At 37.0% G+C, this 13524-nt stretch carries 12 protein-coding genes; 6 read left to right on the plus strand and 6 right to left on the minus strand.

Going from position 1 to position 13524, the window contains the following annotated elements; genetic code table 11:
• The first annotated feature begins 55 nt into the window (after window positions 1–55).
• The gene (locus tag LUA91_RS14005) at window positions 56–514 is read left to right on the plus strand and encodes a hypothetical protein (RefSeq protein WP_231426672.1); all 459 of its coding nucleotides are present in this window, start codon (window positions 56–58) and stop codon (window positions 512–514) included.
• A 69-nt stretch (window positions 515–583) separates the two neighbouring features.
• Here the strand turns inward: LUA91_RS14005 and LUA91_RS14010 are convergent, their stop codons facing one another.
• The 3 genes from LUA91_RS14010 to LUA91_RS14020 form a co-directional block, all read right to left on the minus strand.
• Complete coding sequence (locus tag LUA91_RS14010; protein ID WP_231426673.1) at window positions 584–1147, minus strand: DUF2911 domain-containing protein; 564 nt, start codon at window positions 1145–1147, stop codon at window positions 584–586.
• A gap of 57 nt (window positions 1148–1204) precedes the next feature.
• Window positions 1205–1390, minus strand: a complete 186-nt coding sequence (locus LUA91_RS14015) for a hypothetical protein (protein ID WP_231426674.1) — start codon at window positions 1388–1390, stop codon at window positions 1205–1207.
• A gap of 74 nt (window positions 1391–1464) precedes the next feature.
• Window positions 1465–3960 carry a glycoside hydrolase family 9 protein gene (locus LUA91_RS14020; protein ID WP_231426675.1) on the minus strand — a complete coding sequence of 832 codons (2496 nt, stop codon included), beginning with the start codon at window positions 3958–3960 and terminating at the stop codon, window positions 1465–1467.
• Window positions 3961–4071: 111 nt separating this feature from the next.
• On the opposite strand from LUA91_RS14020, the gene LUA91_RS14025 reads away from it, so the two are divergent.
• The 5 genes from LUA91_RS14025 (at window position 4072) to LUA91_RS14045 (ending at window position 11505) form a co-directional block, all read left to right on the plus strand.
• On the plus strand, window positions 4072–4698 hold the full coding sequence (locus tag LUA91_RS14025; protein WP_231426676.1) for a TetR/AcrR family transcriptional regulator: 627 nt from the start codon (window positions 4072–4074) through the stop codon (window positions 4696–4698).
• Entirely contained in the window at window positions 4695–6014 is a 1320-nt protein-coding gene (locus LUA91_RS14030) for a TolC family protein (protein ID WP_231426677.1), read from the plus strand. The genes LUA91_RS14025 and LUA91_RS14030 overlap by 4 nt, the downstream gene beginning before the upstream one ends.
• 8 nt (window positions 6015–6022) lie before the next feature.
• On the plus strand, window positions 6023–7102 hold the full coding sequence (locus LUA91_RS14035) for an HlyD family secretion protein (RefSeq protein WP_231426678.1): 1080 nt from the start codon (window positions 6023–6025) through the stop codon (window positions 7100–7102).
• 7 nt (window positions 7103–7109) lie between these two features.
• Window positions 7110–8657, plus strand: a complete 1548-nt coding sequence (locus LUA91_RS14040; RefSeq protein ID WP_231426679.1) for a DHA2 family efflux MFS transporter permease subunit — start codon at window positions 7110–7112, stop codon at window positions 8655–8657.
• A gap of 262 nt (window positions 8658–8919) precedes the next feature.
• Window positions 8920–11505 (plus strand): phosphoenolpyruvate carboxylase, encoded by a 2586-nt coding sequence (locus LUA91_RS14045; RefSeq protein WP_231426680.1) that lies wholly within the window; start codon window positions 8920–8922, stop codon window positions 11503–11505.
• A gap of 404 nt (window positions 11506–11909) precedes the next feature.
• Here LUA91_RS14045 and LUA91_RS14050 read toward each other — a convergent pair whose 3' ends face one another.
• Genes LUA91_RS14050 through LUA91_RS14060 form a run of 3 tightly spaced genes read right to left on the minus strand, consistent with a single transcriptional unit; the run spans window position 11910 to window position 13113 of the window.
• Complete coding sequence (locus tag LUA91_RS14050; protein ID WP_231426681.1) at window positions 11910–12158, minus strand: hypothetical protein; 249 nt, start codon at window positions 12156–12158, stop codon at window positions 11910–11912.
• On the minus strand, window positions 12158–12466 hold the full coding sequence (locus LUA91_RS14055; protein WP_196097350.1) for a co-chaperone YbbN: 309 nt from the start codon (window positions 12464–12466) through the stop codon (window positions 12158–12160). Before LUA91_RS14055 ends, LUA91_RS14050 begins: the two co-directional genes overlap by 1 nt.
• A 14-nt stretch (window positions 12467–12480) precedes the next feature.
• Window positions 12481–13113, minus strand: a complete 633-nt coding sequence (locus tag LUA91_RS14060; protein ID WP_131563058.1) for a peroxiredoxin — start codon at window positions 13111–13113, stop codon at window positions 12481–12483.
• Window positions 13114–13524 lie beyond the last annotated feature (411 nt).

The following is a 13524-nucleotide window of genomic DNA, read 5'->3' on the forward strand; positions in this document are numbered from 1 at the left end:
CTGCATATTTTATTTTCATATACCAACCGATATTTATAAAAAAACACAGATAATTATGAAACTAAGAGCTTTGGTGATTTTATTACTAGGTATGATAATCACAAACAATGTTACCGCTGGTGAGAAACCAACAGCAAGTCACAACTCGGTTATTAATCATTTTATGGATAGCTATATCAATTCCGATTACAAAAAACTGAAAGCTATTTTGAGTGATGATGCAGTGTACACTTCAAATCGCGATGTACGCGTAATAAAACATAAAGGCTCGGATATTTTAAACCATTTGAAAAAAAATGATGGCGTAAAGCAAAAGGATTGCAATATCAGCTCAACAATAATTTCAGAAACTGAAGCTTTGGTAATTGCCCGGATAGATGTAAACTACGAGCTTTTTGATGGTAATCAACAAAATATTGTGGTCATAGAAAAAGATAAAAAAGGCGAATGGAAAATTACCCAGGTATATAAAATGTTTACGAGCAGCGAGAGTTCAGTTAAAAAACTTGTTTAACTTTTCGTTATGGTTAAACAAAAAACCCCCGATTTTTTGGTCGGGGGTTTTATATTTTTTTGAATTTCTTTAAAACGAAATCGGCAATTCTACCTGGGTCTTATCCCAACCAATAATCAAATTTGCCCCATCAGATCTTCCTGTAAAAGTTAAAGAGAAATATTCAATGGGTTTTGCCAGAGTTTTAACCGGCACATTTACACGAACAATATCTTTTGTTTGATCGTAAGAAAAAGCACCCCATTTATCGGTTTGGCTATTTACAATGATTGTCCAGGTATCTTTATTCGGGATGGCGAACAAGCTGTAAACTCCAGCTTTAATTTTCTTACCACCGATGGTAACCTTTTCGAAAAAACGTACTTCAGTATTTTCGTTTGCTCCGAAACGCCAAACCTTTCCGTATTGTTCTAAAACGCCGAAAATCTCACGTCCTTTTCGCTGCGGACGGGAATAAACAATTTTTATAATAGGTTTAGTCGCATCTTTTGCTTTTGGAGCATTTAATGGGAAATAAACAATATCTGCCGGACTTGGGTCTGCAACAGGAAACTTAACCTCGTTAGTTGAAGTTTCTTGAGCCTTTACGTTAAAGCACAAAAGAGCGAAAACAACAATGAAGATATATCTCATTTGCTGTAAGATTATTTAAGATTCCTAAAAAGGGATGTTTAACTAATTCGGGATGGATTAGTATTTTCTACCTTTTACAAGTGCATTTAAAAATAAGCCTGCAGTAAGCAAACCTAAAACGCCACCTAAAAGAGCAAAAATATAGTTGTGCGTAATAATTGCTCCAGTTAAAACTCCGAAGAATAAACCTAAAGCATAATATAACCAATTAAAATTATTGCTGTTGTTTTCTTGTACACTCATTTTTTCTGTTATTTGGAGGCAAAGTTAATATTTATTTTAAAATTTGATTCCTCAATAGATATCAATATTCATTATTATTTGTCAATTCGCCCTAAACTATAACCTTCTTTTTTTAAATAAAGTATTAATTTTGGTAGTTGAGTGTAAAACTTATCTCTTCTTCTTGAGTCGGTGCCTATATGCAAAAGCAAATAAAACCCATTCAAACCATTTGCTTTTTGCTCATTATATGTTTGTATCGATGTGAAAATCTCATCAGTTGATCGATAACTTTTACCCAATTCTGGATAAGTGTAATCGGCATTCGATCTGGTACCTGGTGTAAAATTAACGAGTTTTAAACCTTGTTGTGCAGTCCAGTTTGAAATACTTTCATTGTACCATTCAAATGGTGGAAGAAAATAGGTTGCATTGTTTTTCTTAATCCCGAAACTTTCCATAGCTGCATAGTTTGCTTCCAAATCTTCATCAAATTGATTTTTAGTAACCAGCAAACTATCACGGTTTTTCCAATCACAATACTGTAAGTGTTTATCAGAATGAGCGCCTAGATAGTGGCCGGCCGCTTTCAGCTTTTTAATTAATGATTTAAAATTTGGGTTCCGATAAAAATTTCCGGTAAAAAAGAACGACGCTTTTACATTTTCATCACGCAAGGTTTTCAATATCATTTCCCCGCCATCGGCAAATTCATCACCTGTAAAAACCAGAGAAATTTTTCTTACGGTAGAATCTCCTCTGATATTGGCACCCAGGCTGTACGTTTTACTCCTGGTTGATTGGGCTTGATGTTCTTTCGCCGCCAGCAAATAAATTAACGAAGCAGTTCCATCCATAGTTGGTTCATTGGTGCTATAATCGCCATAATCATCATGATAAACAGCTAAATCGCTTTGAAATTCGGCGTATTCATCAGCTCCTGATAACTTAATTCCAATTAAGCTTTTATAGATATTTGTGTAAACCGGCCCATCAACCAAGCCTCCATCAATTGGATAATTTTTTAAGTGTGTAAAAGCCGAATGTGGATCTACGGGCGTATCTCCCCAATCTGGCAAACCGTAAACCATACTTGTTCCCCAAGGGTTGCAGCCAAAAATCCAATCGAAATTTGCCTGCTCCAATTCCGAAAATTGTTTGCTACCTGTAAGCTCCTCATACCATTTGCATTGCATGGCAAAAGCCACGGTTAAATTATTGCTACACCAAATAAAAGGCACACCACGATAAAAAGCATTTGTTTTTGCTCTTGCCCAAACCTGCTCAATTCCGAGTTTGTAATAGCTTTCAATTTCATTTCTTTTGCTGCCCGATAATTGTTTCGCAAGTTCATAATGACCAAGGTTAATGAAAGGATAATATTGGTAATGTGCTGCGGTATCTTTAGCAAGCCAAGGTGTTGTTGTTTCCTGTGCGGCATAAGATAAAGCCGCAGCTTGTGCCTTCGAATTGCTTTTGGTAAATTCTACAGACGCCATGGCCAATTCCATGTCATCAACCCAATTGTCTTCTGCATAAATGTAGGGCGATTTAACTGAGGCGGTTTGCGTAACGCCAGGCTTCTGCAATGCAAACCACAAAGCAGATTTGCCTTTTTTCTCGAGCAAAGCCGAATATGGCCGATCAGTAGTTTTAAATAACGAAGCGCCTAAATTAAATGCACTTGTAAATTTTGCTGCTGTAGAACTTGTACCAGTGGTTGCATTTAAAAACTTGCCGCGTTGTTGGGGTTCGCCAGTAATAAAATATAAAGGACGCTCGAAGCCTTTACCGTACTGATTATCTTCCTTTGGAATCCGCATTGAAATATGATCGCGATCATCGGCCAACTGGTTAAACATTATCTTTTTCTTCGGATGCATTTTTAGCAGCCAATCCAATCCCCATTTGGCTTCGTCTAAAACATCGGCTTTGCCATTTTTTCCGTCCAAACCATTTGCCTGTTTTTCATCAGTAAAAACAGAAGGGAAATCGCGGTAGGCCATTAATAAATGGTATGTTGCGTTGGCCGAAGTTGTAGAATATTGAAGGTAATCGCTTGCATCATGCCAACCACCTGATGCATCGAAGTAGGTACTATCTTTAATGCCGGCTTGAGTACCGTATAATGAAAAGCCGTCGTGGGTGTGGCAACTGTCTTTTAAATATGGATTGAAACCACTCCGCTGTTGTCGCATGTACCGGAGACAGAAATCTGCAGCGCCCTTATAAACATCATCATTGATAATGACCAATGGCGATAAAATTCCATCTGCCTTGATGAAAAATTTTCCTGATCCCCTGAAACCAGAAAAATTGATTCTTGCAGTTTGTCTGAAAGGACCATAAGCGCCAAATGATTTAATATTGAGCGAAGTATATACCACTTTTTTGGTTCGCTCATCTATCAATTCAAAAAGCACCGGTACTTTATCCGATTTGCTTGCCCATACAGCTACTTTTGATCCGTTAACGGGATAGCCGAGCAAATTAATCCTTATCCAGCTTTGATCAGCAAGATCATTTTTGATTGAAAAGGAAGATAAAACGATTAATATAATGGTGGATAACTGAAGGGTTTGCTTTAACATATGGTGAGGTTGCTATCATTAAAATTAAGCTTTTATCAATGAAATGTAAAAGAAGTATAAAAACATTTGGAAGTTAATCAAACGATTGATTAATTTTGTATCATCAAAGAGATGAAGACAGAAAAAGTAGATAAAAAACAAGCCATTTTAGAAGCAGCCGAAAAACTGTTTTGCGAGACTGGTTATGAAGGGACTTCTACCCGGCAGATTTCAAAAGAATCAGGCGCAAATATGGCCATGATTAATTATTATTTTGGATCGAAAGAAGGTGTTTTTATTGAGATTATGAATAATCGGATTGCAGGATTTTTATCTCAACTAAAAATAATCAATGAAGATAAAATTTCATCGCTGGAAAAATTGCATAAGGTGATTGAGGGTTATGCTAACCGCATATTTTCAAATATCGCTTTTCATAAAATGATGCATAGGGAATTATCGCTTACTCAACGACCTGATATGTATGATAAAATTAAAAATGCAATGAGCCATAACATGTTGATTCTGGATAGAATTATCATGGATGGAATTGAAGATGGAAGCTTTAATAATGTTGATGTAAGAATGGTGATTTCGACCATTATGGGTACGTTAACCAATGTTGTTATTGCGCCACATAAAATTTCTCAAGGCGAGATTATTGATTTAAACAACCCGAAGGATAACAAACTTATTAAAGAGCGAGTCATTGCTCATTTACAAAACCTTGTAACAGTTTATTTAACAACAAAAAAATGATACCCAAATCAATTAGATTAATGCTTGTGGCATCATTAGTTCCGGCGGCTTTATTTGCGCAAAGCAGCAGGGAATTAAGTATTAACCAGGCAATTGAACTTGGCATAGCCAATAGTAAAAACTTAAAACTTTCGCAAAATAAGATAGATCAGGCAGTTGCACAACTTGAAGTAGTTAAGGATAATGTTCTTCCAACAGCTAATGCTAGTTTTATGTATAACCATGCAGAAATCCCTACCAGTACTTTTACTTTGCCGGGCGGTGGCTCATCTTTACAGTTGCCACGCCGAGCCGATGCCTTTGTTGGTACGGCAGCAGTGCAGGAATTAGTTTATGGTGGCGGAAAACTCAAATACGCAAAGGAATCGACAAAATTATTGGCTGATGTGGCCCGTTTAGATGCCGACAAAAGCAAAGAGGAAATTACATACGCCATAATCAATACCTATTATGCTCTCTATAAAATTGAGCAAAGTAAAAAAGTGGTTGGTCAGAATTTAGAATCAATTGCTGCTCAAATTAAACAAGCACAACGCTTTTTTGAGCAAGGCATTGTAACTAAAAATGATGTACTCCGTTTCCAATTGCAACAGGCAAATGTTACACTCACTCAATTGGATATCGAGAGCAACCGAAAAGTAATTAATTACAATCTTGATATACTTTTAGGTTTACCAGAAGATACAGAAGTAAAAATTACCGATCCGAGTGTTGGGCAAAAATCAGCTAGCTCTTTAACTGATTACATTAGCCTGGCCATGGCAAACCGCCAGGAATTAAAGCAACTTGATGTACAAAATAAAGTTGCAGGTTACAATATCAAAACCATAAGAGCAAATACTTTACCAACCGTTGGTGTAGGAGCCAATTTATACTACATTAATCCAAGTGGTAGTTTTATTCCACCTGTAAATCAATATTTAATGCCCATTACTGTAGGTGCAACAGTAAGCTGGAATATCGGCAGTATCTGGAGCAATAGAAATAAAGTAAACGAAGCTAAAATTCAGCAGAGCGAGATCAGCATCCAAAAAGATATTTTATCTGATAACGTTAAAACTGATATCAATAAAAACTTCCAGAATTATCAGGTGGCCGTAAATAAGATTCAGGTTTTGGAAACTTCAATCGCACAAGCAACTGAAAATGATAAATTATTGGCATCAAAATATAAAAATAACGTGGCTTCGGTTACGGATAGAATAGATGCGGAAACACTTTTATATCAAGCAAAAATAAATTTGGAAATAGCCAAAGCCGACGCAGGTTTAGCTTACTATACCTTACTAAAATCAACAGGAAAAATAACGCAATAAATACAGCAATGACAACTGAAAATAAAAAGAAGAGCAAAGTAGTACCCATCATTTTAGGTGTTTTACTAATAATAGGTATCGTTTTCGGTATCACGGAGTGGAATTATTTTAGCAAACACGTAGATACGGATGATGCACAGATTGATGGCGACATTAGTCCGGTTGTGGCTCGTGTTGGTGGTTATGTAAAGGATATTAATTTTGAAGAGAATACGCATGTAACCGAAGGCCAGATTTTGGTTAAGTTGGATGATGCAGATTTTAAAATCAAACTAGAACAAACACAAGCCGGACAAAAGGGAGCAAATGCTGGAGTAGGTGTAGCACAATCTCAAATTGTGGCCACTCAGGCAAATACCAGTACAGCAAAAGCAAATGTAGAATCTGCCAGGGCCAATGTACAGGCGGCTAATGTTAAGGTTAATTTAGCATTGAAAGATTATGCCCGTTATGCGAATTTGGTTAAGGATGGGTCAATTACGCAACAAGCATTTGACCAGGCAAAGGCAAGTAAAGAATCTGCAGAGGCTGCAAGACAATCTGCGCAGGCAGCACTTCAAGCAGCGCAAGATCAATACCAGGCTGCGGTTAAGCAAGTGGGTACCACTCAATCGCAATTAGCAGTTAGCAGCAATGTAATTAGCCAACGCCAAAGTGATATCGATTTTGCCAAACTTCAATTGTCATACACCGATATAAAAGCACCAGCTACAGGGATCGTTTCTAAAAAAAATGTTCAAAAAGGTCAATTGGTTCAGGCTGGCCAATCATTGTTTTCTGTTGTTAATGATGGCAGCATTTACGTAACGGCTAACTTTAAAGAAACACAATTAGAGAAAATTAAACCTGGTTCGAAAGTAGAAATTGAAGTGGATGCCTACCCTGAAGAAAAAATTCAGGGAGAGGTTTACAATTTCTCTCCAATTACTGGTGCAAAAGGCTCTTTGTTGCCTCCAGATAATGCTACAGGAAACTTTGTAAAAGTGGTACAACGTATTCCTGTAAAAATTAAAATTCATCCATCAAAAGAATTGTTAGCTAAGTTACGTCCGGGAATGAGCGTAAAAGCTTCAGTATCTACTAATTAATTTCAAAATGGCCGAAGTAGGTTTAAAAAAGTGGATTATTACGTTTACGGTGATCACAGCTTCGTTATTGGAGTTGATTGATACGACCATCGTAAATGTGGCAATCCCTCAAATACAGGGAAACCTGGGCGCAACCCTCGAGGATATCGCCTGGTTATCTACTGGGTACGCCGTTGCGAACGTAATCATCTTGCCTATGTCGGGCTGGTTGGGCAGTCGTTTCGGGCGTAAAAATTATTTCTTAACCTCCATTATCGTTTTTACCCTGGTTTCGTTTTTGTGTGGCAACGCAACATCACTAAACGAACTCATTTTATTTAGGATTTTGCAGGGTGTTGCAGGTGGCGGTTTAATTTCTACAGCACAGGCAATTTTAATTGAAACCTGGCCGCGTGAAGATGTGGGTATTGCAACAGCATTATTTGGTTTGGGCGCTGTTGTAGGGCCTACTGTTGGTCCAACCATTGGTGGTTACATTTTAGAAATTGCCGATTGGCCGTGGATATTTTATGTGAATATTCCCGTCGGGATACTCGCCGCCTATTGTACCTATACTTTTATTCGAGAAACGCCAAAAGATGGGCAGGGTAAACCTGTTGATTGGTGGGGAATTGCGCTTTTGGCAATCGCAGTAGGTAGTTTGCAAACGGTATTAGAAAAAGGCGAGAGTGAGGATTGGTTTTCTACGCCATACATTACAGCATTAGCGGTGGCATCTGTATTCGGTTTATTGCTATTCATCTGGCGGGAAACTACAACCGATTTTCCTATCGTAAACCTTCGCATTATGAAAAAGCGAAGTTTCTCCATCGGGATGTTTACTTCCTTTATTTTAGGATTTGGATTATATGGTTCTGTTTTCGTGTTCCCGGTATTTGCCCAAAATTTACTTGGCTTTACACCATTGCAAACAGGTAAATTATTTATCGCCGGGGGTATTTGTACCATTGCCATGATGCCATTTATCGGGATCATGCTTAAGAAAGGCGTTCCAGCTCAATTTATGGCAACAGGAGGAATGTTTTTGTTTTTCGTTTTCTGTTGGATGTTGAGCAACTCTACTTTAGCATCAGGTACGGGAGATTTCTTCTGGCCATTGGTAATCAGGGGATTTGGTATGGCATTATTATTCGTACCATTAACTACGCTGGCCATGCAGGATTTATCGGGTGCTGAAATTGGCCAGGGTTCTGGATTAAACAACATGAGCAGACAGTTAGGTGGTTCTTTTGGTATTGCTGCTTTAACAACATTAATTCACATCCGTTCAGGTTTTCACAGGAGCAGTTTACTTACCAACATTAACGAGTATAACCCTGCTTTTATTCAGAAATTTAATGCATTAACTTCGGGTTTTATGGCCAAAGGATCATCATTTATCGATGCAAAATTAATGGCTATGAAAGCTATTGAAGGTTCGGTAATTAAACAAACCATGTTACTAACTTACAGCGATGCTTACTGGGTTGCAGGATTAATCATGTTGTTCTCAATCCCGTTATTATATCTTCAGAAGTTTAAGAAAAATGCAAACATTGTTACCGATGCGCATTAAAATTGGCAAAGAATAAGCCTGAAAAATATCATAAAACAAAAACAGCCGGTGTATTTTATTACATCGGCTGTTTTAACCCAAAAAATTAACAATCAATGCAATGCCCTTAAACATTGCAAATGTTCTTACTTAACTACCAAGTAGCCAAATAAGATTCTAAAATTAAAAATTATTATATAATAATCCAAATTGTAAGCCTTAGAATTTTAATACCTTAAGCATTTTTTGTAGTATTACCGTATACAAAACTACTGCTTAAGCCATGCCTAAACTTCGTTTAACAACACAACGAGAATCCATTTTTAACGACGAGGTAATCTCCAAGTTCGAACTATTCAACAGTTTGTTTTTAACCCTGCCTTTTTACAAAATTAAGGATACAGGAACATTACTGCCTTTATTTTTTAAGAGCTGTGAAGAAGGAATAGCAAACGGACAAAAGCCAGCTCAAATTATTGAAGAGTTTTTTGCCAAGTTTACAAGTTATACCGAGAGAAAGGACATCGTAGATTTACTGTTCCGTTTCATTCAATACATAGAGCGCCAAGTTGTGCTTTTTGATGCTGTTGAGGATGCATCATTTACCAAGTTAAACACTACAGATGAGCAAAGTACACTTGCTTTTATTCTGAAAAAGAATGCCGATAATAAACCCATGTTGGCTAAAATAGAGAATCTTATTGATGAACTTTCTTTACGCTTGGTTTTAACGGCACACCCTACTCAATTTTATCCAGGTAATGTATTGGCCATCATTACCGATTTAACTAAAGCCATCCGCGATAACGACATTACTTCAATGAATTCGTTATTGCAACAATTGGGTAAAACACCGTTTTTTAACAAAAAATCGCCAACTCCGGTTGATGAAGCCTTGAATCTTGCCTGGTTTTTAGAGAATACCTTTTACTTCGCTGCGGCAAATATTCAGGAGGAAATCGACCAGAATCTTGATGAATATAATCTTGAAACCAAGAAAATATTAGAATTGGGTTTTTGGCCAGGCGGCGATAGAGATGGTAATCCGAATATCCATGCCGATACCACTTTGGAGGTTTCGAAAATGTTGCGCCAAATCCTTTTCCGTTGTTATTACCGTGATTTTAGGGTAATTAAACGTCGCATTACTTTCAGAGGTGTAGAAGAGAACATTACGCATTTACATGATGTACTTTATAAAAACGCTTTCGATCAATCTTGCGAATTGCATGATATTTCTGATGAATTAAGGGATAATCTCAACAAAATCAAGGAAACGCTTTTAAAGGAGCATGAAGGTTTGTTTGTAGATTTAGTTAATGATTTAATTCGTAAGGTTGATTTGTATGGTAACTATTTTGCTTCTTTGGATATACGTCAGGATAGCCGCGTACTAAGAAGTGTTCATGCTTATTGCCGTCAAAATAAACCCATTTCTTCATTATATCCAGAAGATTATGATAAATTATCAGAAGCTGAAAAACTGAAATTAATTTCCTTTAAAGAAGCTAAACCAGTTTACGCCAGCGAAGGGGATGCGTTGATTGAGGATACCATTCAAACGATTAAGGAGATTAAGGGGATTCAAAATAGAAACGGAGAAAAAGCTTGCCATCGATTCATCATTAGCAATTGCCAGCAGGCGAGTGATATTCTGCAACTTATTGAGCTTTTCCTTTGGAACGGTTGGAGTAAAGATAATCTAACCATTGATTTTGTGCCGCTATTTGAAACGGTTAACGATTTAAAAGGTGCTGCTGCAATTATGGATACGCTATACAGCAATCCGTTTTACAAAGCGCATTTAGCAAGCCGTGGAAATAAGCAGGATATTATGCTTGGATATTCTGATAGTACGAAAGATGGAGGTTATTTAATGGCCAACTGGTCTATCTTTAATGGTAAAACATCACTTTCTGAAGTTTCTAAAAAACACAATATTCAATTAGCCTTCTTTGATGGACGTGGCGGACCACCATCACGTGGTGGAGGTAAAACACATCGTTTTTATGCTTCGATGGGTAAAGAAATCGCCAATAAAAACATTCAACTAACGGTTCAAGGGCAAACCATTAGCTCGCAATACGGCTCGATTGAAAGCGCAGAATTTAATATCGAGCAATTGATTAATGCAGGCATTTCATCAGGCTTGAAAGAGAAACATAACGTACTTTTAGACCCTGAAAATAAAACTTTGCTTGATGCGATGGCAGAGGATGGTTATAAAGCTTTTGTAGATTTACGTGAGCACCCTTTATTTGTCAGCTATCTCGAAAAACTTTCACCCCTGAAATTACTTTCCCAGGCTAACATTAGCAGTCGCCCGGTTAAAAGAAACGGCGGTGGCGAAATGAAACTTGAAGATTTAAGAGCGATTAGTTTTGTAACTGCCTGGAGTATGTTGAAACAAAATGTTCCTGGTTTTTATGGTATGGGAACCGCAATGAAAAATCAGGAAAAGGCTGGAAATTGGGATAAAGTGGTTAAGGTTTACGAAGATTCTGATTACCTAAAAACTATTGTAGATAACTGTATGATGAGTATGAGTAAATCAGATTTTGTAATAACCGCTCATTTAGCTAATGATAAAACTTTCGGTGCATTCTGGACTCAACTTCATGATGAATTTGAATTAACGAAAGAAATGCTCTTAAAATTATCAGGCCAAGAAACGTTAATGGCGAACTATCCTGTGGATAAGAAATCTATTGCTACCCGCGAAAGAATTATATTGCCACTAGTTTTAATTCAACATTTCGCTTTAGAAAAACTACAGCACGATCAAAATGAAAAAGACCAAGCAGCTTTAGAAAAGCTGGCGGTTAGAACGGTTTTTGGTATTGTAAATGCAGGTAGGAATTTGGCTTAACTTTCTTCCAAACCTCGCAGGTTTTTAAAACCTACGAGGTTTAAACTAATACCTAGGCCTGTGTTTTCACAGGCCTTTTTTTGTGAATTTATTTATCTCCTAATATAAACGGTCGTCATTGCGAGGCACGAAGCAATCCTACAACAGTAGTTGCTAAACCCATCGCTTTAAGATTGCTTCGTGCCTCGCAATGCGTAATGGCTAAAATTTTCTTATGAATCATGTCTAATCCGGTCGTCACCCTGAATTTATTTCAGGGTCTTAATGGCAGGGCGGGCTAAACAATAAGGATGCTGATCCCGAATATTCGGGACAGCATGACGAGTAGTAAAAAAAATAAGAAAACAAAAACCCCTTTGCAATTCTGCAAAGGGGTTGTATTTTCAAAAGCCTGATTAAAGAAATTATCGATCAATCGAGCCCATTACTTTTTGGCCGAACGCATTCAGCGCATCTTTTTCAGCTGCGCCATTGCTTACCATTTGATGTACTTCAAGTGCACCGCAGATATTGGTAATCATTTCCCCGGCCACATCAACCTCGTGTTCGCTAACGCCTCTAAATTCACAGAAAGCCTCTAAAACCTCCAAGGTTGTCTCCAATTGAGCAGGAGTGGTGTTTTGAAATAATTGTCTTATAACCGGAATCTTCATTATTTTATTTTGTTAAAAAGTTCGATTAAACCTTCCGCTTTGTTGGTTTGAACCTGGTCTACTAAACTGCCGCCTTCAAAAGCTGCAAAAGTTGGTAAATTATCAACGTTTGCAAATTTGCGTGAGTTTGGAAGTTTCTCTGCATCAACAATTAAGAAAGCTACATCCTCATTTTCAGCAGCCAGTTTTTTAAACTTCGGTTTCATAATTCTGCAGTTACCGCACCATGATGCAGCATACTGAACCATAACTTTCGAATTATCGGCTAAATACTGTTGAAGATTATCTTCTGTTAATTCTAAAAACATAAAGTTTTATTTAATTAGTTAGCAGCTAAATATTCAGCAACGCCTGTTCTGTTAGCATTCATTGCTTCTTTTCCTTCTTCCCAGTTTGCCGGACAAACTTCGCCATGTTTTTGAACGTGAGTATAAGCATCAATTAAACGTAAATATTCTTTCACGTTTCTGCCAAGTGGCATATCGTTTACACTTTCGTGGAAAACTTTACCAGTTTCGTCGATTAAATAAGTTGCTCTGAAAGAAACATTTGAACCAGAGAAAGATTCATTTCCTTCTTCATCGTAGTTAACTTCTTGGTCTAAAATATCTAAAATTCCAGATAATTGTCTGTGTGTATCAGCTAGAATTGGGTAAGTAACACCTTCGATTCCGCCATTATCTTTTGGTGTATTTAACCAAGCGAAGTGAACTTCGTTAGTATCGCAAGATGCACCAATTACAATTGTATTTCTTTGCTCAAATTCAGGTAATGCCGCTTGGAAAGCGTGTAATTCTGTAGGGCAAACAAAAGTAAAATCTTTCGGATACCAGAATAATAACACTTTGCTATTTTTATTTACAGCTTCTTCAAATACATTGATTTTCAAGTCATCACCCATGTCTGACATTGCATCAATACTAACACTCGGAAATTTTTTACCTACTATTGCCATAATTTTTTGTCTATAATTTTGTGATGCAAAGGTACGGCGAAAACAACTCTCAATCAACGATGATTTATTAATAGTTAATTGTATTTATTGATAGCGATATAGTCAAAAACTATAATTATTTTCAAATATATAATGTTTCGCTATTTAATTATTTGGAAATGAATAGGTGATGCTTTTGGCAATCTGCAGCCCCGCTATTCATTACAATCTTTTTGGCTTCTTTCTACGCTACATCATCATCATTGCAAGGAGGAACGACGTGGCAATCCATTTTATCTTTACACCAAAAAGTATCCATGTATTAATAAGAGCCTTAGTTCGAGAAGTAGTCAAACTTGCTACAATAAAAAGATAATTTTATACTCAAAACTAAGGCTTATGTCAAATATACGTGAAATTGTAGATTTTTCA

The sequence above is a fragment of the Pedobacter sp. Leaf250 genome (genome assembly GCF_920984735.1).
Classification (GTDB): domain Bacteria; phylum Bacteroidota; class Bacteroidia; order Sphingobacteriales; family Sphingobacteriaceae; genus Pedobacter.

Bases quoted from the DNA above. Each gene is read 5' to 3' on its own strand.
- LUA91_RS14045 (WP_231426680.1), top strand. From the start codon at position 8,920: ATGCCTAAACTTCGTTTAACAACACAACGAGAATCCATTTTTAACGAC.
- LUA91_RS14025 (WP_231426676.1), top strand. From the start codon at position 4,072: ATGAAGACAGAAAAAGTAGATAAAAAACAAGCCATTTTAGAAGCAGCC.
- LUA91_RS14035 (WP_231426678.1), top strand. From the start codon at position 6,023: ATGACAACTGAAAATAAAAAGAAGAGCAAAGTAGTACCCATCATTTTA.
- LUA91_RS14030 (WP_231426677.1), top strand. From the start codon at position 4,695: ATGATACCCAAATCAATTAGATTAATGCTTGTGGCATCATTAGTTCCG.
- LUA91_RS14060 (WP_131563058.1), bottom strand. From the start codon at position 13,113: ATGGCAATAGTAGGTAAAAAATTTCCGAGTGTTAGTATTGATGCAATG.
- LUA91_RS14050 (WP_231426681.1), bottom strand. From the start codon at position 12,158: ATGAAGATTCCGGTTATAAGACAATTATTTCAAAACACCACTCCTGCT.
- LUA91_RS14010 (WP_231426673.1), bottom strand. From the start codon at position 1,147: ATGAGATATATCTTCATTGTTGTTTTCGCTCTTTTGTGCTTTAACGTA.
- LUA91_RS14040 (WP_231426679.1), top strand. From the start codon at position 7,110: ATGGCCGAAGTAGGTTTAAAAAAGTGGATTATTACGTTTACGGTGATC.
- LUA91_RS14005 (WP_231426672.1), top strand. From the start codon at position 56: ATGAAACTAAGAGCTTTGGTGATTTTATTACTAGGTATGATAATCACA.
- LUA91_RS14015 (WP_231426674.1), bottom strand. From the start codon at position 1,390: ATGAGTGTACAAGAAAACAACAGCAATAATTTTAATTGGTTATATTAT.
- LUA91_RS14020 (WP_231426675.1), bottom strand. From the start codon at position 3,960: ATGTTAAAGCAAACCCTTCAGTTATCCACCATTATATTAATCGTTTTA.
- LUA91_RS14055 (WP_196097350.1), bottom strand. From the start codon at position 12,466: ATGTTTTTAGAATTAACAGAAGATAATCTTCAACAGTATTTAGCCGAT.